This window comes from Pseudoalteromonas sp. 2CM32C (assembly GCF_023161925.1).
Taxonomy (GTDB): domain Bacteria; phylum Pseudomonadota; class Gammaproteobacteria; order Enterobacterales; family Alteromonadaceae; genus Pseudoalteromonas; species Pseudoalteromonas marina.
Window position 1 is genome coordinate 421,883 of sequence record NZ_JALNTI010000001.1, and the last position, 22,568, is coordinate 444,450.

At 41.0% G+C, this 22,568-nt stretch carries 17 protein-coding genes; 7 read left to right on the forward strand and 10 right to left on the reverse strand.

Annotated elements, in window-relative coordinates:
* Positions 1-44: 44 nt before the first annotated feature.
* The 3 genes from MTF67_RS01990 to MTF67_RS02000 form a co-directional block, all read right to left on the reverse strand.
* A complete protein-coding gene (locus MTF67_RS01990) occupies positions 45-1,406 on the reverse strand; it encodes a hypothetical protein (protein ID WP_039036451.1) in 1,362 nt (453 codons plus the stop codon).
* A gap of 147 nt (positions 1,407-1,553) precedes the next feature.
* The gene (locus MTF67_RS01995) at positions 1,554-2,462 is read right to left on the reverse strand and encodes a GGDEF domain-containing protein (protein WP_248518734.1); all 909 of its coding nucleotides are present in this window, start codon (positions 2,460-2,462) and stop codon (positions 1,554-1,556) included.
* Between the two features lie 70 nt (positions 2,463-2,532).
* The gene (locus tag MTF67_RS02000; RefSeq protein ID WP_006791843.1) at positions 2,533-3,117 is read right to left on the reverse strand and encodes a VTT domain-containing protein; all 585 of its coding nucleotides are present in this window, start codon (positions 3,115-3,117) and stop codon (positions 2,533-2,535) included.
* Between the two features lie 197 nt (positions 3,118-3,314).
* On the opposite strand from MTF67_RS02000, the gene MTF67_RS02005 reads away from it, so the two are divergent.
* Positions 3,315-4,550, forward strand: a complete 1,236-nt coding sequence (locus tag MTF67_RS02005; protein ID WP_248518561.1) for a TMEM143 family protein — start codon at positions 3,315-3,317, stop codon at positions 4,548-4,550.
* 78 nt (positions 4,551-4,628) lie between these two features.
* On the opposite strand, the gene MTF67_RS02010 is transcribed toward MTF67_RS02005, so the two are convergent.
* The 5 genes from MTF67_RS02010 to MTF67_RS02030 form a co-directional block, all read right to left on the reverse strand.
* Positions 4,629-7,766, reverse strand: coding sequence for a CusA/CzcA family heavy metal efflux RND transporter (locus MTF67_RS02010; protein WP_248518562.1), 3,138 nt, complete (start codon positions 7,764-7,766; stop codon positions 4,629-4,631).
* 8 nt (positions 7,767-7,774) lie between these two features.
* The gene (locus tag MTF67_RS02015; RefSeq protein ID WP_248518563.1) at positions 7,775-9,034 is read right to left on the reverse strand and encodes an efflux RND transporter periplasmic adaptor subunit; all 1,260 of its coding nucleotides are present in this window, start codon (positions 9,032-9,034) and stop codon (positions 7,775-7,777) included.
* The gene (locus MTF67_RS02020; protein ID WP_248518564.1) at positions 9,031-10,293 is read right to left on the reverse strand and encodes a TolC family protein; all 1,263 of its coding nucleotides are present in this window, start codon (positions 10,291-10,293) and stop codon (positions 9,031-9,033) included. Before MTF67_RS02020 ends, MTF67_RS02015 begins: the two co-directional genes overlap by 4 nt.
* A gap of 148 nt (positions 10,294-10,441) precedes the next feature.
* On the reverse strand, positions 10,442-10,750 hold the full coding sequence (locus MTF67_RS02025) for a hypothetical protein (protein ID WP_248518565.1): 309 nt from the start codon (positions 10,748-10,750) through the stop codon (positions 10,442-10,444).
* Between the two features lie 80 nt (positions 10,751-10,830).
* Entirely contained in the window at positions 10,831-11,649 is an 819-nt protein-coding gene (locus tag MTF67_RS02030) for an AraC family transcriptional regulator (RefSeq protein WP_248518566.1), read from the reverse strand.
* A 112-nt stretch (positions 11,650-11,761) separates the two neighbouring features.
* Between MTF67_RS02030 and MTF67_RS02035 the strand changes: the two genes are divergently transcribed.
* Positions 11,762-14,863 carry a beta-galactosidase gene (locus tag MTF67_RS02035; RefSeq protein ID WP_248518567.1) on the forward strand — a complete coding sequence of 1,034 codons (3,102 nt, stop codon included), beginning with the start codon at positions 11,762-11,764 and terminating at the stop codon, positions 14,861-14,863.
* Positions 14,864-14,934: 71 nt separating this feature from the next.
* On the opposite strand, the gene MTF67_RS02040 is transcribed toward MTF67_RS02035, so the two are convergent.
* A complete protein-coding gene (locus MTF67_RS02040) occupies positions 14,935-16,080 on the reverse strand; it encodes an iron-containing alcohol dehydrogenase (RefSeq protein ID WP_008128900.1) in 1,146 nt (381 codons plus the stop codon).
* A gap of 184 nt (positions 16,081-16,264) precedes the next feature.
* Here MTF67_RS02040 and MTF67_RS02045 point away from each other — a divergent pair, with 184 nt between their 5' ends.
* Both MTF67_RS02045 and MTF67_RS02050 read left to right on the forward strand, forming a co-directional pair.
* A complete protein-coding gene (locus MTF67_RS02045; RefSeq protein WP_008128897.1) occupies positions 16,265-17,149 on the forward strand; it encodes an AraC family transcriptional regulator in 885 nt (294 codons plus the stop codon).
* Between the two features lie 51 nt (positions 17,150-17,200).
* Positions 17,201-18,826, forward strand: a complete 1,626-nt coding sequence (locus tag MTF67_RS02050; RefSeq protein WP_248518568.1) for a diguanylate cyclase — start codon at positions 17,201-17,203, stop codon at positions 18,824-18,826.
* A gap of 54 nt (positions 18,827-18,880) precedes the next feature.
* Here MTF67_RS02050 and MTF67_RS02055 read toward each other — a convergent pair whose 3' ends face one another.
* On the reverse strand, positions 18,881-19,300 hold the full coding sequence (locus MTF67_RS02055; protein ID WP_006791832.1) for a VOC family protein: 420 nt from the start codon (positions 19,298-19,300) through the stop codon (positions 18,881-18,883).
* A gap of 195 nt (positions 19,301-19,495) precedes the next feature.
* On the opposite strand from MTF67_RS02055, the gene MTF67_RS02060 reads away from it, so the two are divergent.
* The 3 genes from MTF67_RS02060 to MTF67_RS02070 all read left to right on the forward strand — a co-directional run bounded on the left by MTF67_RS02060 (position 19,496) and on the right by MTF67_RS02070 (position 22,559).
* Entirely contained in the window at positions 19,496-19,864 is a 369-nt protein-coding gene (locus tag MTF67_RS02060; RefSeq protein WP_006791831.1) for a hypothetical protein, read from the forward strand.
* Positions 19,861-20,238 carry a hypothetical protein gene (locus MTF67_RS02065; RefSeq protein WP_006791830.1) on the forward strand — a complete coding sequence of 126 codons (378 nt, stop codon included), beginning with the start codon at positions 19,861-19,863 and terminating at the stop codon, positions 20,236-20,238. Before MTF67_RS02060 ends, MTF67_RS02065 begins: the two co-directional genes overlap by 4 nt.
* 131 nt (positions 20,239-20,369) lie before the next feature.
* Entirely contained in the window at positions 20,370-22,559 is a 2,190-nt protein-coding gene (locus MTF67_RS02070) for a fasciclin domain-containing protein (RefSeq protein WP_248518569.1), read from the forward strand.
* Positions 22,560-22,568: the final 9 nt, after the last annotated feature.

Consider the following 22,568-nt stretch of genomic DNA (forward strand, 5'->3'; position numbering starts at 1 on the left):
AAGCCTAAATACACTCTGTATTTAGGCTTTTAACTCTCATTTTATTATTCAACACTGTCTGTAATTGTGCGCTCTAAAGACATTTTATAACCCGTTGCTGTGGTTTCGTCATGCTCTAAAATTAATATGTAATTTCCCTCTTGAGTAAAATCCATATCACTTTGTTGAATAAGTACAATTTGCTGTCCGTTATCTTCGTAAACTGCGTAAACTGTATAAATTTCGTTATCAACTACTTGCTCTTCTTGATCGTAGCGGTCTATGCCATCAACTACATTGCTGGTGTCGTCAACCGTTTCTCCATCAAGGGTAAAGTACACATCAATGTCGGTCACCGACTGTCCTGCGTAACTCTCAATAAGGTTAACAACCGATACAGTATGGCTATAACTGCTTGGTGTTAAATGTTCTTCAACACTCATCATGCGTAGGCCATTATCGATATCGTTATAAAAAATGCCAACCGCGCTTTGCTCACGTTCAAGCGTCATTAAAAAGTTATCGGCTAGTTTATTACTTTGCTCATCAAACATCGCCACGCTGTAACTGTTTGGCGAAAGCTCTATGTAATCTGTATACGCATCGCTTGATACCGTATTTGTTGGGGTTTCTGTAGTACCACGCGTTACACTGAAGCTAACTGGTGAATAGTCATCAAGGGTATTAATAAAACGTAATTGCCCTAATGCCGATTGGTGTTTAAGTTCAGTAACATAGTTATTGTCGGTTACTACATCAAGCGAAATGCCACTTAGCTCTGTGGCATAACTTGGGCGGATAATCGCTACGTAGCTTGCCTCATCATACAAATAAACCGATGACGACTCGTAAACTACATCACTACTGCCCGCGGGGGTAATAAAAATAGTGTAATATCCTTCATCTACACTTTGTAAGTCTAATTCACTTAAGTACTGCGCAGATGCAAACAATGTCGCGCTTTCAAATACGCCATCGTCTGTTGCAAGATAAATATCGTAGCTGGTGTCTTCACCCGTAATATTAAAAAAGCCAAGATTAAACTCACCCGTATCGCTACTAATAGGCACCGTTAACTCTGTAAAGGTGGGTTCAGCAAAATCACCACTCATGACAACTAATTGCGTTTTATCACCTTTAATTGAAATTTCTTGGTCACTAATAGTAATGTAGCTATCGTTAGCGTCTAAATATTCAAAGCTAACATCAAATGTGCCAGTGCTGTAATTATGGCGGGTGGTGACTTCTGCAAAGTCGGCGCCTGAGCGCTCTGTTTCTTCAACAAACAAGCGCGTATAAGGGCTGTTGTATGAGCCATTATACATTTGAATATAACCTGTAGAGCTTGCGCTATCATCAGAGCCACAGCCAGATAAAACACCAAGTAAAGTAAGAGGTAAAGCAACTTTTAAAAGAGGGTTGGTCATCAAGGGGATTCCTTATTATTAATATCCCCTCTACGACCTCTACATTTTAATTTAATTTCACGCTTTACAAAGTATTACCTAAGCTGACATTTACTTACGAAAACGTAAAAAAGTGTAGCAAATGTGCAAACAATAAGGACCCGCTATTTACGGCTTTGTTGCGATTACGAATCGGTTGCGACCACTATTTTTAGCTTTGTATAAAGCTTGGTCTGCGCGTTTCATTACGCTGTCAAATGATTCGTTTTTAAAACGTTTAGCTACCCCAATACTGGCACTAGTATAAAGCTCGTCGGTAACCTCAATAGTGCGAGCACTCGCTAACACCGACTCAGCAAACGCCTGCATTTGTTCTAAAGTGCAGTTTGGTAGGTAGCCTGCAAACTCCTCACCACCAATACGCGCAAAAATATTGCCGTCTTCAAATAGAGCGTCTATTTTACTAGCAAAAGCTTTAAGCACCTTGTCGCCCTTACCGTGGCCGAAGGTATCGTTAATAGATTTAAAATGATCAATATCGATAATGATTACTGCATACGATTCGTCTGTTTCGTTTTCAACGTATTCGTAAAAACATCGGCGATTGTAAACTTGGGTAAGATCGTCAACTATAAATTCTTGGGCTAGTCTATTGTGCATTTTTTGCATAAATAACATAGTTTTAAATAAGCCATAAGCAGTAATAACAACCCCTACAGAAATACATAAGTCTTTTATGTACAACGTGACCCATTGTGGTTGAACAACAAGCTCGTCAAGCACATCGGCAGTCATTCCAACTATCCATAGCATTAATCCAATGGTGACATAATGGTATGCTTTTTTAGCTAATTTAGAACACTGCACAACCCAAAAAACCGTCATTATTACAATAAGATTTATGAACTCACTAGCAAAACCAGGTATGCTTTCTTTAGCACCTACCAGTGGGAAATAGGTGAAGTTGTAAATAGTGAAAACCACTATAAACACTAGCAGCGCAAACATAAGTAATTTGTTCAACCACGTTATACGAGTAAAGCGGGTCAACTTAAGGCTGACAGTTTCAACATTCATCATATAAATAGATTACACTTGAGCTAATAAATCATCTTTAAGAATTATAACACAAGATAGAAATTTAGCCTTAAAGTAAGGTACTAATACCCCACCCCAGTAAAACTAAAATAGTTAAACTAATCATGGCTTTAACTTTATGTTTACTAATTATACGTTCAGCTTGGTTTCCTGCGTAATACACAACAATAGCAAGCCCAAAGTAACGGATTGAACGAGCAATTGCGCTGGCTAATAAAAATAACCCAAGAGAGTACTTGGTAGCGCCCGCAGCAAGCATCGCTATTTGAAATGGGATGGGTACTATTCCTAAAGTAATAACAAACCAAAAACCTTGGTTGTGCATTTTTTGTTTAACATTTTCGAACTGTTCTGGGCTTGAAAAAGCGCTGATCACCCAATCGCCAACAGCATCAAATAAATAATAACCAAGGGCATAGCCAAATAATGCCCCCACAACACAACCCAGCGTTGCCATTAGTGCAATCAGCCACAGCTTTTCTCGCTGTGCCTGCATAAGTGGCACCATTACAGCCTCAAGTGGAATCGGAACAATAGTCGACTCTAAAAACGACGCAATCGTAATGCCGCTGAGCATATGCTTTGACTCTATAAAATTACGTGTTTTTTGCTTTAGCTTTTTTTGTAAAGCCATAAGTCGCTCCTGCTTATTACCCATTGCCTTGTATTTACGTACTTATATTGACACAGCTAAGTTAATACAACCTGAAACACGCTTTAAAAAGCAATAAACAATCACTTAGTAATAGCGTTAACAAAATAGCAATATTTATAAGAATATTTTATTATGAGCCAATGCAGTTAAATACCTACCAAAGCAGTTAAAAATTTATGCAAAATGCGCGTTTTATCCCCTTTCGTAAGCAAGATATTATTGAAATGTGTAGCAATGAACTTGACAGTAATTCACAAAAAGCCTCGTTTAAACAGTTTTGTGACCTACTTGCTAGCCTTATTCATTATGATTATCACGAAACGCTTGAGTCGCTAAAAAATAACTATGCGCCCTTTGATCCTAATAGCGATACACGCTCTTTAGCGCCGGTATCTAGCGATCAAAAAGCGCAGTGCCAACGCGAATTTGCCAAAGACTTTGCTAAGGTTTTAAATGCCGCTAATTTTGAAGTCATTACCAACGAAGATTTACAAGATGCTTTAAATGAGGAGTCATTATTTAAAGTACGTCTTGAGGTAGAGTTTGACGACTTTGAAGAAGTTGTTTTTTATCGCCGTGGCGAATCACAACTTACTGAAACAATAACCAGCTTTTGGGGCCTACGTAAGAAGCCGCTGCACTTTACCAATTATGACCGCGTTGCGGTGTTTATTCGTTTTAAAGATAAAGCCTACTTTGAGGCTAAAAATAAAGCGCCTTTAGGGTTTGAGCCAAGCTCGACCATAGTTAAGCTATTTCAAAATGTACCCAAAGCCGATCTTGAAATGCTATTTCCTAATAGCGAAGTACGCATGCGCCCTATAGACAAAGTAATTATTGGCTCATCGGCTTTAATTGGCGGTGCAGTTGTTTTAATTACAAAGCTTGGCGCATCAATTTTATTATTATTTGCTTTGTTTGCTTTTTGGGGTGGCTTTAGAAGTGAAGCCGTAGAAATGACCCAGCAACACTTTATTACATTTGCTATTGGCATGGGAGTATTTGGCAGCTTTATTTTTAAAGAGTGGAGTAAATTTAAAAACCGTAAAATTAAATTTATGAAAGCCCTAAGCGATAACCTTTACTTTAAAAACCTCGATAACAACGCCGGTGTTTTTCACACTCTTATTGACGCCGCCGAAGAAGAAGACATAAAAGAAGCCCTGCTGGCCTATACATTTTTACTAAAATCAGAAAGTGGCCTGAGCGCAAAAATGCTTGATGAGCAAATAGAGGCATGGTTTAAATCAGAGTATAAATGCGAACTCGACTTTGAAATTAGCGATGCGCTTGAAAAGCTCACTCGAATGCGTTTAGTAACCTGCACTAACAATTTGTATAGCGCAATAAATTTAGATCATGCAAAAACTATTTTGGATGAGCGCTGGGATAATCTGTTTCAATATAATTAATCTGCAATGTTTACCTAACAACAAAAAAGCAGCTGTAATTACAGCTGCTTTTTACATTACTTAACAAGATGCAATTAGCTAAGCAGCTTGATGCCTAGTAAATTTTGCATGCACTAATTTATAAAGCGCAGGCAATATTAATAGCGTTAGTAGAGTTGATGAAATAATCCCACCAACCACAACCGTTGCCAGCGGCCTTTGTAGCTCAGCGCCGGTGCCTGTATTTAGCGCCATAGGAATAAACCCTAAACTCGCCACTAAAGCAGTCATAAGTACTGGTCGCAGACGCGAAAGCGCACCGATTTGTATTGCATCTATCAAACTAAGTCCATCGGCTCTTAACTGCTTAATAAACGACAGCATAACCACACCATTTAATACCGCTACACCACTTAGCGCGATAAACCCCACACCTGCAGATATTGATAACGGCATATCACGTAAAAGCAGCGCAAGCACACCACCACTAAGCGCAAGTGGTACGCCGCTAAATATAATTAACGAATCACGAAGTGAATTAAACGCGCTATAAAGCAGGCCAAATATAAGCAATAAAGTAACTGGCACCACCAGCGATAGCCGCTTACTTGCTGATTCTAACTGTTCAAACGTGCCGCCATATTCAATCCAATAACCACTAGGTAAATTAAGCTGCGAATTTAAAGCGGCTTGCGCGTCGCTTACAAAGCTTGCTAAATCGCGCCCTTCTACATTTGCAGTTACTACAACATTACGCTTACCGCTTTCGCGGTTTATTTGATTAGGCCCTTTATCAATACTAATATTTGCAACTTCGCCAAGCGGTACAAACGCAAGGTCGGGATTAGCACTTTTTGGCACAGCTACAGGCAAACGCGCAAGCTGTGTTACATCGCTCGACCAACGCTCATCTAAACGCACTAATAACGAAAAACGTTTGTCGCCTTCATAAATTAGCCCAGTTTGCACACCACCTATAGCAGCACTTACACTTTGCTGTATATCGGTTACTGTTAAACCTAAAAGCGCCATGTGGTCGCGAAGCGGCGTAACCGAAAGCGTAGGCAGGCCTTCCATTTGCTCAAGGCGTACATCTGTTGCGCCAGTAATGCTTTGCACCAAGGCTGTGGCTTTTTCGCCGTACTGTTTTAATGTTGATAAGTCATCGCCATAAATACGCACGGCAACATCGGCCCGCACGCCAGCTATTAACTCGTTAAAGCGCATTTCTATTGGTTGGGTAAACTCATAGTTGTTACCTGGTACTTCATTTACCAAATGGCGAATTTGCTTAACCAGTTCTTCTTTAGATAAAGTAGGGTTTGGCCATTGATCGCGTGGCTTTAACATTAAAAAGGTGTCGGCAACGTTAGGTGGCATAGGATCGTTTGCTACATCTGGAGTACCAATTTTTGAAAATACATTAGCCACCTCAGGCTTAGCTAAAATGGCTTGCTCTAGCTCTTTTTGCATTTTTACCGATTGCTCAATACCGGTACCGGTAATACGCAGTGCATGCATGGCTATATCGCCCTCATCAAGCTGCGGTAAAAACTCAGCGCCCATATTTTTAACTTTAAAGCCAAGTGCAATCACTAAAATACCCGCAATACATACCATCACCCACGGTAACTTAAGCGATAGACCAAGTAGCGGTTTATAGCCTTTTTTAATACCGCGCATAACTGCATTTTCGCTTTCACTCACCTTGCCACGTACAAATACCGCAATAGCGGCAGGTACAAAGGTAACGGCAAAAATAAGTGCGCCAACTAATGCAGCAACCACTGTAAACGCCATTGGCTGAAACATTTTGCCCTCAACACCACTTAATGCAAACAGCGGTAAATACACCAGCATAATAATTAAAATGCCAAATACTGCTGGGCTGAACACTTCTTTAGTGGCGGCGGTTACCACACTTAAACGCTCGTTTAGTGTAAGTAGCCTGCCATGCTTATGTTGCGCAAGGCCAAGTTGCCTTAAGCAGTTTTCAACTACAATTACAGCGCCATCAACAATTAAACCAAAGTCGATTGCGCCTAGGCTCATTAAGTTACCCGACACCCTATTACCTACCATACCGGTAATGGCAAATAACATACTAAGCGGAATAACCATGGCCGTAATAAGCGCACCGGTTACATTACCTAATAAGAGCAGTAAAATAACAATAACTAGCACAGCCCCTTCGAACAGATTAGTTTTCACAGTGTCTATGGTTTTATCAACTAGGGTTGTACGGTCATAAACAGCCTCAACCACAACACCTTCAGGCAAGCTTAACTGTACATCTTTAAGTTTATCAGCCATGGCTTTTACCACTACGCGACTGTTTTCACCAATGAGCATTATGGCGGTGCCGAGTACGGTTTCTTTACCATTATAAGTAGCAGCGCCTGTTCTGAGCTCTTTGCCTAAACGCACGTTCGCCACATCTTTTATGCGAACGGGTGCATCATCGCGCTTAGCAACCACGGTATTGGCTATATCATCAATGGTTTTTAATTGCCCTGGTGAGCGCACTAAATATTGCCCGTCAAAACGCTCTATAAACCCTGCACCTTGGTTACTATTATTTAATTTAAGTGCCGTAATAACATCGCTTAGCGTGAGCTTATAAGCGAGTAGCTTTTCGGGCACTGGCGCTACTTGGTATTGGCGCTCAAAACCACCTTGGCTGTTTATTTCGGTAACGCCTTTCACTTTTAAAAGCTGCGGGCGAATAACCCAATCTTGCAGGGTGCGTAAATCTTCTGCGTTAAATGGCGTACCATCGTCTTTTAATGCACCGTTATTTGCATGCACCGAGTAAGTAAAAATCTCCCCTAGCCCGCTGGCAATTGGCCCTAAGTTTGGCTCAATATTGGCAGGTAAGTCTGAGCGAATACTTTGAATACGTTCACTAATTTGCTGGCGCGCCCAATAAATATCGGTGCCTTCGTTAAAAATAACGGTTACTTGCGAAAGCCCATAACGCGAAATTGAGCGGGTGTAATCAAGCTTAGGAATACCCGCCATTGCGGTTTCAATCAAATATGTAATGCGCTGCTCGGCTTCAAGCGGAGTAAAGCCCGGCGCTTTGGTATTTATTTGAACTTGTACATTAGTTATATCGGGTACGGCATCAACGGCTAAATTTTGTGTGTTGTATACGCCAAACCCAGCAAATAAAAGTGTGAGCGCAAGCACCATCATGCGGCGTTTAACCGCAAACGAAACTATCAAGTTAATCATGTTGCCTCCTAGTGAGAGTGACTTGCGCCGCTTTTTAAAATATCGGCTTTAATTACATAACTATTCTCAGTTACGTACTCACTGTTTGGCGAAAGTCCTTCGAGCACTTCTACCCATTCGCTGTTTTTAGCACCGAGTTTTACTGGGCGTACTTCAAACACATTGCCACTTTTAATAAACACGCTAGGTTTGCCATTAAATTCCTGAACAGCAATCGCTTTAACGCGTACAACCGTATCTATTTTTGCAGTGCTAATATCACTATTAACATGCATGCCAGGTCGCCAATGGCCATCAGGGTTTTTAAGCTCGATTCGCGCACGTGCAATGTGCCCGCCACTCATCATTGGGGCTATGTAAAACACCTCACCTTGGGCATTTAAATGATGATGTAAGTCGTACACCGTAGCGCTTTGCCCTATGGCAAGCTTTTCAATGTTATCGGGAAAGGCCGACAGTTCAACCCATACGGTTTCAAGGTTTACTATTTGCATTAGCGCGCTACTGGCAAGCTCGCCGCGCTTTAAATATTGCTCGGTAATAACGCCTGTAATTGGGCTTTTTATGGTGTAATTTTGTAGGGTTTCGCGGTTAGTTACGCTGGCAAGCTTATCGCCTTTTTTAACGCTTTGACCAATGCTTACAAAAATATCGTTAACTAAGCCGGTATAAGGCGCCATTACTTCAACGGTGCTCTGCGCAGTGGGTGCTATAACACCAAATAGAGTATCGGTTAGTTCAACGCTACCTGCTTTTGCAATGTCAGTTTTAATACCAGCGCGTTCAATTGCTTTCTCGCTTAGCGTTGTGCGCCCTTCTTCTTGCTCATAATGATAATTTATTTCAGCGCCTTTATAGCGAGCCATTACATCAAACTTAAAAGAATGCGGCTCGTTTACGCTCACGGTACTTACTAAATAGTCATCTTCAGCTTTAAAGCGAATAAGCTGTGGCTCTTCACCTAAACGCTGCACGTTTATGGTTACCGCTAACTGGTTTATATCAATAGCTTTACCGTTATTAAACCCATATATTCGCAGCTCAGTATTACCGGCAAACTGGGTTAATTTAAGCTCTAAATCAAGGGCGTTATTGGTTAGTAAAAATCCGCCATGCGGGCCTTTTTGTGTGTGTTCGTCTTTATGACCTTGTTCGTGGCTGTCTCCATGACTTTCTTCGTGATTGTCGTCAGATGCCATAGCCGTGCTACTTAAAAATGGGAGTGTAAATAATTGCGTAATTAATAATGCGATAAGAGTTTTATTCATGATTGATGAGTCTCAATTAAAGGTTGGCCAGTTAAACGCTCAAGGGTAAGCAGCACTTGGTATAGTTCGCTATGGGTGTTAATAAGTGCACGTTTAGAATCAAATAAAGCTTGCTGTGCGTCGAGTAATTGCAATACCGATATTTGCCCTTGTTGATAGCTTTTTAAACTTTGTTTTATAAGCGTTTGCGCTTGTGGAATAACGCGCTGTGTTAAAAGCTGTGCTTGCGCCGCTTTGCCTTGGTAATACGCATAGAGCGTGCGTATTTGCTTACGTAACTGTATACGTAATTGCCCTTGTTGCTCATTAAGTAGCGTAAGCTGATGCTGCGCAGCCTCAATATTCCCGCCATTAGCATTACTTAATTGCAGCGGCATTGAAAACGAAAAAACCAACGAGCTGGCATCAGTTTGCTGGTTATATCGCACACCACCACCAAGGGTCAAATCGCTTTGACCGCTGGAGCGTTGCAGCGCTAAATTAGCCGTTTTTTGCATATATTGCTGCTGTAGCAGTGCAAATTCAGGCGCTGTATTTATCATATCAAGTAACGCCGCCTCACTTTTAATAGCTGCTATTTGTGATAAATCGCCCGCATAGTAATCACTCACTTTCACCTCTTGCCAAAGCTCATTGAGTGCTAAGCGAGAGCGCTCAAACTCACTTTGTAGCATGGCCGTATTTAAATCGACTTGGCTTAATGCATAACGCATGCGGGTTACATCAGCACTTGAGACCGCACCGGCTTTAGCGCGTTTTTCAATTGCGTTGAGTGCCTGCTTAACAGTGTTTTTACGCTCACTGTTTAACGCAATTAACGCCTGAAATTTTAGTACTTGGTAATAACGCTCAGCGGTGGTTGCTAAAAGTGCTAACCGAGTATTTTTATACTCAATTGTTTGCGCTTTTATATTTGCAGTAGCGTAATTAATACGATTTTGGCGTTTATCGCCAAGCTCAATTAACTGGCTTAAAGCCAGCGTGTACTGCGCCCCCGAAAACGCATGAGAGCCATGAGTTCCTAAAAAGTTTTCAGCTTCAAAGCTCAGCTCAGGGTTAGATGAAAGCGCTGCTTGGCTTTTAAGCGCGGTTAATATTTTTTGATGGTATGGGTAGCGTTTAAGCTGTAAGTTTTGCTGCTCAGTATTTTTAAGCGCTTGCTTTAGCGTTAATACGTTTTGAGGCTCGCTTTTTGCCAAAGCGCTCAGTGTTGGTAATGCACACAGTAGCGCCACCAGCATAAGTAGTTTTTTGTTCATATAGCATATCCGTTTTAACAAACAGAGTTGGCTTAATCACTATGCCTATTTTAAAAACAAGCGCGATTAAGCAACCTAAATATGTACATAATTAGCCTTGTAGCGCACAGGCGCAGGCAGTTATATACAAAGTGTTTAAAATTAAAAACTAGCTATAAAAATTGGGTGGCGGAACATCTGGTGGGTAATTTAAACCATTGTAACAAGCATTGTTTGTGGCTTGGCTTTGTTCAGGGCTTATTGAATGATTTATCGTACTGTAGTAACCACAGTGGCAATGCTGATGGGCATGAATTTCGGCAGGTGGTTGCGCGTCTTTATCGTTTGTATCGGCCACAGACTGAACGTGCGAAGCATGATCGACTTCTTCTTGTAAATGATACGCGGCAGCATCACAGCTAATAAAGCTGTGTACAAGCACAAGAAGTATCACGACTAAAAAGTAGTTTGAGCGCATCCATTACCTAAAACTATAAAATGCAATTTAAGAAACCGCACAATACCTTAAATTTATTCAAATGTAGAGAGCCGCCCACGTTATTTTCTAAATTCACTTGGTGACACGCCCACTGATTTTTTAAACCGTTTAGAAAAATTAAATATATTAGGATACCCCACATAAGCGGCAATATGGGCAACAGGCCAGCGAGTATTTAGTAACAAGTTTTTGGCCCGTTTAATTCGTAAATAAATCAGTTGCTGCATTGGGCTTTTACCAAATTGCGCTTGGCATAACCTATGTAAATGCGGTGCTGAGTAATGTACTTGTGCGCACATAGCCTCTATTGTCCAATCAAATTGCAGGCGCTCTTCTACTTCTAAAAACAAGCTGGTTAACCGGTTGTGCCCGCCTATTTGCGGCTCGCTTTGCAGCGTAGTATTTAAGTAGTGGCTTAAAATAGGCATTACGCCTTCGCGCAAAGTAGCGTTTACCTCGCTGTATAAAAGCTCCATAGCTAAATGTAATGGCGCTAACTGCTGATTAGTTAATACTTTAGCCTGCGCTAAATTTAAATGTTGCCAGCGCTTGGTATTTGCAAGGTTTAGCCAAATCACATCCCATTTTTCGCTCGCTATTTCAACCTCAAAACTTTGCCTTGCAGGCAATATAGCTAAGCTATTTTCGGCAAGTGTAAATTGGTTATTAATGGTTTTTAGCGTGCCCTGGCCAGCCAAGGTATAAAACAGAGTGTGTTCAAGCGGGTTAGTACGCGCAACACAATAATCACCCAATAAATTTGAGCAACCTGCCAGCTCTATTTCAAGGCTTGGCATTTGCGAAAGCGTGTTTAAATCAATAAACCGCTCTGTACACTCTGGGCCAATATCGAGTACATCTAAAATGGTGTTGCGCATAATTTAAAATGATAGTTTTGGATAAAAAAAAGAGAGCTTTAAGCATAACCGCAACACATTATTTTAGCTATATTTAAGCCACTTTAATTGCCACACATGCAATAGGACACTTATGAACTCACTACAGCACATAATTAACCGCCGCGATTGGGAAAACCCTATTTCGGTGCAAGTTAATCAAGTAAAAGCACACAGCCCACTTAATGGTTTTAAAAGCGTTGACCATGCCCGTACAAACACACAATCACAAAAACAAAGTTTAAACGGCCAGTGGGATTTTAAATTATTTGATAAACCCGAAGCGGTTGATGAGTCACTGTTAAGCGAAACACTAGGTAACGACTGGCAAAGTATTCCAGTGCCTTCTAACTGGCAATTACACGGCTTTGATAAACCTATTTATTGTAATGTTAAATATCCCTTTGCCGTAAACCCGCCATTTGTACCAAGCGATAACCCAACAGGTTGCTACCGCACAGAGTTTACTATTACGGCGGAGCAATTAGCTCAGCGAAACCATATTATTTTTGAAGGCGTAAACTCGGCGTTTCACCTTTGGTGTAACGGTCAATGGGTGGGCTACTCGCAGGATAGCCGCTTACCAAGCGAATTTGATTTAAGCAAACTGTTAGTGGCTGGCACCAACCGCATTGCGGTTATGGTTATTCGCTGGAGCGATGGCAGTTACCTAGAAGATCAAGACATGTGGTGGCTAAGCGGTATATTCCGCGATGTTAATTTACTTACTAAACCGCAACACCAAATACGCGATGTATTTATAACCCCAGATTTAGACGCCTGCTACCGCGATGCCACTTTGCATATAAAAACCGCAATAGATGCGCCAAATAACTACCAAGTAGCAGTACAGGTTTTTGATGGCGAACAAGCACTGTGTGAGCCACACATACAAAGCACTAACAATAAACGCGTTGATGAAAAAGGCGGTTGGAGCGATGTGGTTTTTCAAACAATTGATATACAAAACCCTAAAAAATGGACCGCAGAAACCCCGGCCTTATACCGCTGTGTTGTAAGCCTGTTAGATGAGCAAGGCATTACAGTAGACGTAGAAGCCTACAACATTGGCTTTAGAAAAGTAGAAATGCTCAACGGGCAGCTTTGCTTAAACGGCAAACCGCTGCTTATTCGCGGTGTTAACCGCCACGAGCATCACCCAGAAAACGGCCATACAGTGAGCACTGCCGACATGATTGAAGATATTAAGCTGATGAAGCAAAATAACTTTAATGCTGTACGTACCGCTCACTACCCTAACCACCCTCGTTTTTACGAGCTGTGTGACGAGTTAGGTTTATACGTAGTAGACGAAGCCAATATAGAAACTCACGGCATGTTCCCAATGGGTAGGCTTGCAAGCGATCCGCAGTGGGCTGGCGCATTTATGTCGCGTTATACACAAATGCTTGAGCGCGATAAAAACCACGCCTCTATTATTATTTGGTCACTAGGTAATGAGTGCGGGCACGGTGCAAACCACGATGCTATGTACGGCTGGTCAAAAAGCTTTGACCCATCGCGCCCAGTGCAATACGAAGGTGGCGGCGCAAATACCACCGCAACCGATATTATTTGCCCTATGTACGCCCGTGTAGATACCCATATTGCCGACGACGCCGTACCTAAATACTCTATTAAAAAGTGGTTAAGCCTACCGGGTGAAACGCGTCCGCTTATTTTATGTGAATACGCCCATGCTATGGGTAACAGCCTAGGTAGCTTTGATGATTACTGGCAAGCATTTAGAGAATACCCGCGTTTGCAAGGTGGCTTTATTTGGGATTGGGTAGACCAAGGTTTATCTAAAACTGATGAAAACGGTAAGCATTATTGGGCTTACGGTGGCGATTTTGGTGATGAACTAAACGACCGTCAATTCTGTATTAACGGCTTATTATTTCCAGATCGCACGCCGCACCCTAGCTTGTTTGAAGCTAAATATAGCCAACAGCATTTACAATTTACGCTGCGTGAGCAAACTCAAAACCACTATACCGTTGATGTATTTAGTGATTATGTATTTAGGGCAACTGATAACGAAAAATTGGTTTGGCAGTTAATAGAAAATGGCCAATGTATAGAGCAAGGCGAGCAAATTATTAATATTGCTCCGCAAAGTATGAAAACGCTGACTGTTAATACAAAAACGGTGTTTAAAGCCGGTGCGCAATATCACCTTAATTTAGATGTAGCACTGATTAACGACTCAAGCTTTGCATGTGCCGAGCATGTATTAAACACCGAGCAATTTAAGCTTATAAATAGCCAAAGTTTAAGCGCTGATACATTTAAGCCCGCTTTAGTAGCTGCTTCAGCACATAGCGCTATAAATATTAGTGAAACCGATACGCAGATAAGTATTGAAGGCGATACCTTTAAACTTGTGTTTAATAGCCAATCAGGCCTTATTGAGCAATGGCTACACAATCAAACCCAAGTTATTAAAAGCCCATTAGTTGATAATTTTTACCGCGCCCCGCTTGATAACGACATAGGCGTAAGCGAAGTAGATAACCTAGACCCTAACGCATGGGAAGCGCGCTGGTTAAGAGCAGGTATTGGGCAGTGGCAGCGTACATGTCGCTCGTTTGAAGTCGTGCAATCAAAAGTAGATATACGTATTAAATGTGTATTTAGTTATGAATTTAATGGCGCAGTACAAGCAAAAACAACATGGCTTTATACACTTAATAATACAGGTGAAATTAACTTAAATGTTGATGTACAACTAAACGACACTTTGCCACCCATGCCACGCATAGGGTTAAGCACAACGCTTAATAAACAAAGCGATACACAAGTAAACTGGCTTGGTTTAGGGCCATTTGAAAACTACCCAGATCGCAAAGCGGCTGCGCGTTTAGGTTATTACAGCGCGCAACTTAATGAGCTGCATACACCGTATATATTCCCAACCGATAACGGCGTGCGTAGTGATTGCCAATTACTTAGCGTTAATAATTTAACCGTAACCGGTACATTTTTATTTGCCGCCAGTGAATACTCTCAAAGCATGCTTACGCAAGCAAAGCACACCAATGAGCTGGTAGCTGATGATTGCTTACATGTACATATTGATCATCAACATATGGGGGTTGGCGGCGATGACTCGTGGAGCCCAAGTACACATAAAGAATATTTACTAGAGCAAAAACAGTACAGTTATTCACTTACCTTTTCTGCTAAAGACTAAAGATTTTTAGTATAAAAAAAGCCGCTAACATAAAAGTTAGCGGCTTTTAGTTTTATAATACTTATAAGTGCTTAAGCAACTGCTTGCTCTAAAATTTCGCGGCTTTCTTTTAGCGTAATTGCTTGGTTTTCACCAAGTGCTAGCATGCCATGCGCTTCAAGTTTACCAATAATATTGTCAATAGCGGCGGCTTTGTCATCGCCATGTTCAGTAAGCACAGTGGCTACATCTAAGCTGTGGTAAAACGCCTCAATTGCTTGAATTGTTTGCTCTGCTAAATCATCAGATTGCGCTAGGCCAAATACGTTTTTACCCATTTGCTCTAGCTTCGCTTTCTTAACGTCAAACTGGTTACGTAGCAAAGAAGGCTGAACAATAGCAAGTGAACGTGCATGGTCAACACCGTAAGCGGCTGTAAGCTCGTGCCCAATCATGTGTGTTGCCCAATCTTGTGAAACGCCTGAACCAATTAAACCATTAAGTGCTTGGTTTGCAGCCCACATTAAGTTTGCACGCCATGCATCGTCTTGGTTTTCAAAGTTATCGCCCAGCGTTTTAAGCGTTCTTAAAAGTGCCTCTGCATAACCTTCTTGTACTAACGCATTTTGTGGGAAAGTTAAGTATTGTTCACAGGTATGTACCCACGCATCAACTAACCCGTTTACAAGTTGGCGCTGCGGTAATGTTTTCATTACATCTGGGTCCATAATCGCAAATTTAGGCAGTACTTCAGGTGATGCAAACGGTAGTTTTTGTTGTGTCGCTTCTTTACTAACAACTGAGTTCTGATTTGATTCAGAGCCCGTTGCAGGTAACGTAAGTACAGCCCCCAGAGGTAAAGCTTTTGTGATTTTGTATTTACCCGTTAATATATCCCAGCCTTCACCGTCGTATAATGCGGCCGCTGCAACATATTTAACGCCATCAATTACAGAGCCGCCGCCTACACCTAATACAAAGTCGATATCTTGTTCTTTACAAATGTTTACGGCTTGATCTAGTACCTCAACAGTTGGATTTGCACCAACGCCCGAAAACTCGACCCAGTCAAAACCTTCAAGTGCGGCAACAACTTGGTCGTACACGCCATTTTTTTTAATAGAACCACCGCCGTAAACGACTAATACTTTTTGATCTTTTGCGATCAAATCAGTTAGTGATGCAATTTGCTGTTGGCCGAACTGAATAAGTGTTGGATTTACGTAGCTAAATTTCATTATTTTGCTCCTAGGTGACGGTTAAATACTAAGTAGAGTACTTAGTTACTCACTAAACTAAATTTCAATGAGTGCATATTAGTGGCAAAACAAACATTAAAAAAGCCTAATAAATGCCTAAAGCTTGCCTAATACTGCCAACATTGTTATTTTACGCAAAATTTGTACGACACAAGGTTTTTTAATGCCCACTATAGCCAGTATGTTGCAGCAATACGCCGAACAAAATGATTTGCTCAACTTTGAAGGCGTAACGAAAACGATTATTCCCGGTGTTTATTTTCATCGTGCGAGTAAAAGCTCACCTCGTCAGCCACTCATTTATAACTCTGGTATTATTTTAGTTGGTCAAGGGCATAAAATTATTCATTTTCCTGATCATCAAATAAAATATGGTGCAGGCGACTACCTTGTTTTGGGTGTCCCCGTCCCCCTTGAGTGCGAAGCCTTTACTGATAATGGCCTACCGGTAATGGGCGTAGTTATTGATATTAACCCAGTAACATTGCATAAGTTAGTAAACCAAATGGGCGAATATACCCCGTTTACTTCTGGGCAAATGAGCGGTGTACAATCAGCAAAAATAGATGGTGCTATGGAGCAAGTAACTCATCGTTTATTAAGCGCACTTAATAACCCTTTAGAGGCCGAAATTTTTGGGCAAGACATAATAAAAGAGCTGGTATACCGTGTACTTTGTGGCCCTCAGGGTCATACCTTAATTGGCCTTGCTATGCACGATGGGCACTACGCCCGAATAGCACGAACGCTTTCCACTATGCATAAAAGCTATGCAGATCAAATTACGGTTGAAGGCTTGGCTGAAGAGGTAAATATGAGTGTGTCGTCGTTTCATCGTGCCTTTAAACAAGTGACCTTTGAATCGCCATTGCAATACCTAAAAAAGGTACGCTTAGCAAAAGCAAAAGAACTCATTACAAACAACGGTAGTAAAGCAAATGAGGCCGCATTGAAGGTAGGTTACACCAGCCCCTCGCAGTTTAGCCGTGAGTTTAAGCGCCACTTTAATAAAACGCCAAGCGAGGTCGTACCTCAATTAAATAGCTAAATGAGTGGGCTCTGCTAATATAAAATTATGTAGTATTTTTATCTTGCGCCTATGGCTTACAAAAAGTTTAATGCACTTTCCCTACCTAACACTCTTAAAACGCAACTAAAAAGGTATTTGCTGTTAGGTGTTATTTTTGTTTTTTCTAATCTTTTATTTAATAAGTCTGCATTTGCAAATCAACATTGTGAAATTAACCAAATTAGTCCACAAATCACTTCAGTAAACACATTAAATAAACAAACGCCTTTAAGACTAAAAATTCAGTCTGGCAGAGTTCAATACACTGTAAATTGCCAGTTACAGCAAGCTGGTGTTCTTAGCTTTAACCGCTCTACCCTTGAGCGCTTTGAGTGGCGTCAAAACGATGAAATACACAATCCAATTAGATACAACAAACCAGCTTATTTTATCGACTCAGGTGCAACAACCGCCCTATTAACTTTGTATTCTCCAGTCGAGTTTCGCCCGGTATTTAAGTGGCAACCAATGCCTGTATTTATACAAAAAAGCCAACAACAAAACCTAATTTTAGGGCTGTTTTACGGCTTGTGTATCACGCTTATATTGTATGTATTAATTATGGGGAGCCGCCTTAACGACGATACATTTAAGCTCTACAGCTTATACATTTTTTGTATTGGTGGCTTTATTCTTATGCAAGAAGGGCAGCTGTATTTATTTTTAACCTCGCAGCACAGTAGCAGTTTATTTAACATATACCTTTTATTTATTGGCCTATGTGTTCTAAGCGCGACATGGTTTATTTGCGCTCTTTTACAAATCAAAACAAGCTGGCCAAAAGTAGATACTGCCTTAAAGTGTTTAGCTGCAGCTGTCATGCTATTTAGCGTTTTACAAATACTGTTTAAAACCCCTCAAGTATGGGCTCTTTTAAGCAAAGCTACAGGCTATGTAACGCTTTGTATTGTAGGGTGTGTTTTTGTGCTTTCCGCTTTACAAGCACGCAAAGGCATTCGTGAAGCAACACTGGTGTTTATTGCTTTAAGCTTTGTATTTGTCAGTATGATTTTTAGAATATTATTAATAGACGAAAGTCCATTTATGCGTCGCTACGGGTTAATTATAGCTTTTGCTGTAGAGTCGTTTTTACTCGCTGTGGCGGTTTCAAGGCGTATTAGTCGGATGAGGATTGCAAAAAAACGCGCCGAAACCGAAGCCGATTATGATCACCTTTGCGGTATTTTAAACCGCAGAGGGTGGTGCAAAAAATCGGCAGATTTAATAGAACATCATATAAAAAGTGGCGGTGTGCTCTGTTTAATTTATATAGATTTAGATGACTTTAAACAAATAAATGACACTCACGGTCACGCCGTTGGAGACCAAGCACTGTGTAAAGTTGCTCACCATTTAAAAGCTATTGTGCGCAGTAACGATGCCATAGGACGTTTAGGAGGTGATGAATTTGTAGTGCTAGCGCACTTTTATACTAAGGCTCAGGTAAGCCCAAAAGTTCACTTTTTAAAAACTGAATTAGCCAAACTCACTATTGATCATAATACTGAACAATTAGCCATAAAAGCGAGTGTTGGTAGTGCTGTATTTAGTGATCCACCTAAAAACATTGATGACCTTTTAAAAGCTGGCGATGCTGCTATGTACCATGAAAAGCTAAAAAGAAAAGCAACACCGCTTACGTTAGTCGATTTATAAAATCGTCAAATTTTACACATAAAAAAACCACTAAAAAGTGGCTTTTTATAAAAGTTATACTTTTTTAAATAAAACCTCGGGGTTAACCATAGTCTTCATTTCGAGCACGTTGCCATTAGTATCCTCGATAAAAAATGTTTCTTGCTCAAATTCGTCACCAATGAATCGACGATATGGCTTATCTAGGTATTCTAAGCCAGCATCTTCTATACGTTTTTTTAAATTGTTAAATTCATCTTCAGATAAGTGAATGCCAAAATGAGGAACCGCAACCGCCCCCATATCTACATCATGGCGAACAGTAGGTAATCGTTCAACGCTTTGATGTAATGTAAGTTCGTTACCCCAAAAGTCGATGTCGACCCAACGACCCTCTTCACTATTACCGGTTTTACAACCGAGTACGTCACAATAAAATGTTTTAGCTACTTCTAAGTCGCCGGCCGGAATTGCCAAATGCAAACAATTAGACATAAATTACCTTTGGTTATTTCTTAATCTTTAATAAGTTTTCTATATTATACATAAATTGTAATTTACATTACACAAAACACTTTTTTTGAGCATATTTAAACCTTACTGTAGCTTGATTTGATCTTTTTAACTATTGACTCGCAATAATAAGCACTACTTTTAAACATTCCCGAGTTACTTTAAACTAAGCGACCTATGCTTAAATTCTTCCTCGTAAAATTCATCGCTTTTTTTATTGGCTGCTTACTGTGCTTTGTATTGCACACTGTATTTAATATACCTGCAGTTATTGCTGCATCCTCAGTAGGGCTTACGGGCTCATTTATTCCTTTTTCTCAGTTATTTAAAAACCACCCGAGCGCTGCTATCTATGCAGGGAGTTTTGCTGGCATGTGCTCGTCGAGTTTAATTAGCAGCTACTGGGAACTGGGGTTTATTTCACTTATAGGCGCATGTTTGTATGTACTTACTTTAAATTTATTTTCTGGTTTTGGGGGAAAATTAGGAAGTATTGCATTTGTAAGCGTTACTGTATTTGCTCTAGCTAAAGGTTCTTTTTTATGACAATAGAATACCCTGCCATAGCATTTTGCGGCGCTTTACTAACATTTTTACTTGCCAAACATAAGCCTTTTAGCCCTGTTAGCGCCTCTTCCGGCTTATCTATAATTGCTTACTATTTTTTTTATTATTTTAACTTACAGCCCGAGCTTTATAGTGCCATTTTTTTTGGTGGTACGTTTATTGGTATGAGTGCGCCAAAGCGTTTTGGTGTATATACAATAACCAGTGCAGCAATGATTTTTGCGATCTTATTTGAATATTTAGTTCCTAAAATTAATAATTATGGCGGAGCACTGGGTATTAGTGCTTTTTTATCTGTATGTGCTTGTCATATATTTATTTTATTTGGGGCGCCACGTAGTAAAAAGCGATAAATAGTTTAATCCCTAACAAACTCCACAGATGCAAACGTTCAAAAAACACCCAAAAAAACCTGATCCATTGTAAAAAAACGCCCGTAACGTTACGAGATTGTTAATTACATCTCACACAGAAGGATCAGGTCATGAACAAATTACTGAAGGTATGCCTTATTACATTTCCCTTGTTGCTAGCACAAGGGTGTAATGACGATGATGACGATAACACCCCTGTACAAGTTGAGCCCGAATCATCTTCAACCATTGTTGATGTAGCAAGAGACGCGGGTAACTTTACCACTTTAGTTGCAGCATTAGAGGCAACAGGTTTAGACGATACTCTTGCCGACACTAGCCAAGAATTTACTGTTTTCGCTCCTACCGATGATGCCTTTGCGCTACTTGGCGAAGACACAATAAACGGATTGCTAGCAGATACAGATACACTTAGTTCAATACTTACTTATCACGTAGTTTCAGGTAGCGTTAACGCTGAAGCAGCAATTGGTCTTGCTGGTACAACGGTTGACACTGTAAACGGCGGCAAAGTCGCTTTATCGTTAAATGGCGATAGCTTGTTAATAAACACAAGCACAGTAACCATGACCGACATTGCAACTGACAACGGCATCATTCATGTAATTGATGCAGTACTTATGCCTATCGCCACTGCTGAAGCAGCACCAACTACCAATATCGTCGAAACAGCACAACAGGCAGGTGGATTCACCACGTTACTTGCTGCATTAGACGCTGCGGGTTTAACAGCAGCATTAAGCGACGAATCAGCACAGTTCACTGTTTTTGCACCCACAGACGCAGCCTTTGAAGCCGTTGGTAGCAAAATGATCAATACGCTTTTAGCAAACCCAGATGTACTTGGCGACATTTTAAAGCAACATGTTTTGACTGGCGCGGTTGATTCGGTAACTGCTATGTCATTAAATGGTCAATCTGCAGAGACGCTTCTAGGCAACTCTCTTCCAATTACAATTAATGCCGAAACAGACATGTTAATGTTTGGTGGTGCCAATATTGTGGTTAAAGACATTGCTACAACTAATGGGGTAATTCATGTAATCGATTCAGTTATTGTGGCTGATGTAACACTACCTGAAAGCTTTGGTACAATTGCCGATGTTGCCAGCGATAATGGTAACTTTACAACACTGATTGCCGCACTAGGTGCTACAGGGTTAGACACTCTAGTTGCTGATCCTACCAATACATTTACAGTATTTGCTCCCACCGATGACGCTTTTGCAGCGCTTGGGCAAGACACTATTGATGCACTACTTGCAGACACTGATACCCTTCGCGACATTTTACTTTACCATGTAGTTGCTGATGCAAGCGTTTTGTCTGACGCAGCAGTCACCATTGCAAATAGCGAAAATAATAAAGTAGAAATGGCAAATGGCGATATGGCCGCCCTATCATATTTAGACAGTGCACTGTTTATTAACGACTCTGCAGTCACTGCGGCAAATGTAACAGCCGATAATGGTGTAATTCATGTACTCAACAAGGTCATTATGCCACCAGCCGAAGTAGGCACACCTACCAAAACAATTGCTACTGTTGCAACAGAAACAGACGCACTTTCAACATTAGTGACAGCCTTACAAGCTGCTGACTTAGTTGATACGTTTAACGATACGACAAAATCGTTCACCGTATTTGCTCCAACAAATGCCGCATTTAGTAAAATCCCAACGGATACCTTAAACGCGCTACTTGCTGATACAGATGCATTAACCGGCGTATTAACGCAGCACGTTTTAGGTGCTCAAGTAGGAAGTACAGATGCGTTTGCAGCAAACGGTAAAATGGTCACTACGCTTGCTGAAAACATGATAAGTGTAAACATTGTCGACTTTACTAGTACCACCAGTGCTGCAACAGACAGTGTTGCATACGATGCAGACAACGCACGCTTAGTAACAGGCATGGCTGATATCACTGCGGGTAAAACGCTTTACGTTTTTGACAACGACTTAGGTGAGTCAATGAGCGTATGTGAAGATACATGCGCAACAACGTGGCCACCAGTGCTGGGCACAGCAGACTCTATTGAAAACATACCGGGTTTATCACTTATTGCTCGTGCAGATAGCACTATGCAGGTTGCATACCTAGGTCGTCCGTTATATACCTACTCAGGCGATACCGCTCCTGGCGATGAAAACGGTCAAGGTGTAGGCAACGTTTGGTGGCAGGTAAGCTTACCCGCAACTTCATTGCAAGTTGCTGGTAGTAACGTAACAACGACCGACATATACACTAGCAATGGCGTGGTTCATTTGATTGATACAGTCATTACTACCGCACAATAGTTTCTTTCC

Bases quoted from the DNA above. Each gene is read 5' to 3' on its own strand.
- MTF67_RS02035 (WP_248518567.1), top strand. From the start codon at position 11,762: ATGAACTCACTACAGCACATAATTAACCGCCGCGATTGGGAAAACCCT.
- MTF67_RS02005 (WP_248518561.1), top strand. From the start codon at position 3,315: ATGCAAAATGCGCGTTTTATCCCCTTTCGTAAGCAAGATATTATTGAA.
- MTF67_RS02070 (WP_248518569.1), top strand. From the start codon at position 20,370: ATGAACAAATTACTGAAGGTATGCCTTATTACATTTCCCTTGTTGCTA.
- MTF67_RS02045 (WP_008128897.1), top strand. From the start codon at position 16,265: ATGCCCACTATAGCCAGTATGTTGCAGCAATACGCCGAACAAAATGAT.
- MTF67_RS02040 (WP_008128900.1), bottom strand. From the start codon at position 16,080: ATGAAATTTAGCTACGTAAATCCAACACTTATTCAGTTCGGCCAACAG.
- MTF67_RS02000 (WP_006791843.1), bottom strand. From the start codon at position 3,117: ATGGCTTTACAAAAAAAGCTAAAGCAAAAAACACGTAATTTTATAGAG.
- MTF67_RS01990 (WP_039036451.1), bottom strand. From the start codon at position 1,406: ATGACCAACCCTCTTTTAAAAGTTGCTTTACCTCTTACTTTACTTGGT.
- MTF67_RS01995 (WP_248518734.1), bottom strand. From the start codon at position 2,462: ATGAATGTTGAAACTGTCAGCCTTAAGTTGACCCGCTTTACTCGTATA.
- MTF67_RS02055 (WP_006791832.1), bottom strand. From the start codon at position 19,300: ATGTCTAATTGTTTGCATTTGGCAATTCCGGCCGGCGACTTAGAAGTA.
- MTF67_RS02065 (WP_006791830.1), top strand. From the start codon at position 19,861: ATGACAATAGAATACCCTGCCATAGCATTTTGCGGCGCTTTACTAACA.
- MTF67_RS02015 (WP_248518563.1), bottom strand. From the start codon at position 9,034: ATGAATAAAACTCTTATCGCATTATTAATTACGCAATTATTTACACTC.
- MTF67_RS02060 (WP_006791831.1), top strand. From the start codon at position 19,496: ATGCTTAAATTCTTCCTCGTAAAATTCATCGCTTTTTTTATTGGCTGC.
- MTF67_RS02030 (WP_248518566.1), bottom strand. From the start codon at position 11,649: ATGCGCAACACCATTTTAGATGTACTCGATATTGGCCCAGAGTGTACA.
- MTF67_RS02050 (WP_248518568.1), top strand. From the start codon at position 17,201: ATGGCTTACAAAAAGTTTAATGCACTTTCCCTACCTAACACTCTTAAA.
- MTF67_RS02020 (WP_248518564.1), bottom strand. From the start codon at position 10,293: ATGAACAAAAAACTACTTATGCTGGTGGCGCTACTGTGTGCATTACCA.
- MTF67_RS02025 (WP_248518565.1), bottom strand. From the start codon at position 10,750: ATGCGCTCAAACTACTTTTTAGTCGTGATACTTCTTGTGCTTGTACAC.
- MTF67_RS02010 (WP_248518562.1), bottom strand. From the start codon at position 7,766: ATGATTAACTTGATAGTTTCGTTTGCGGTTAAACGCCGCATGATGGTG.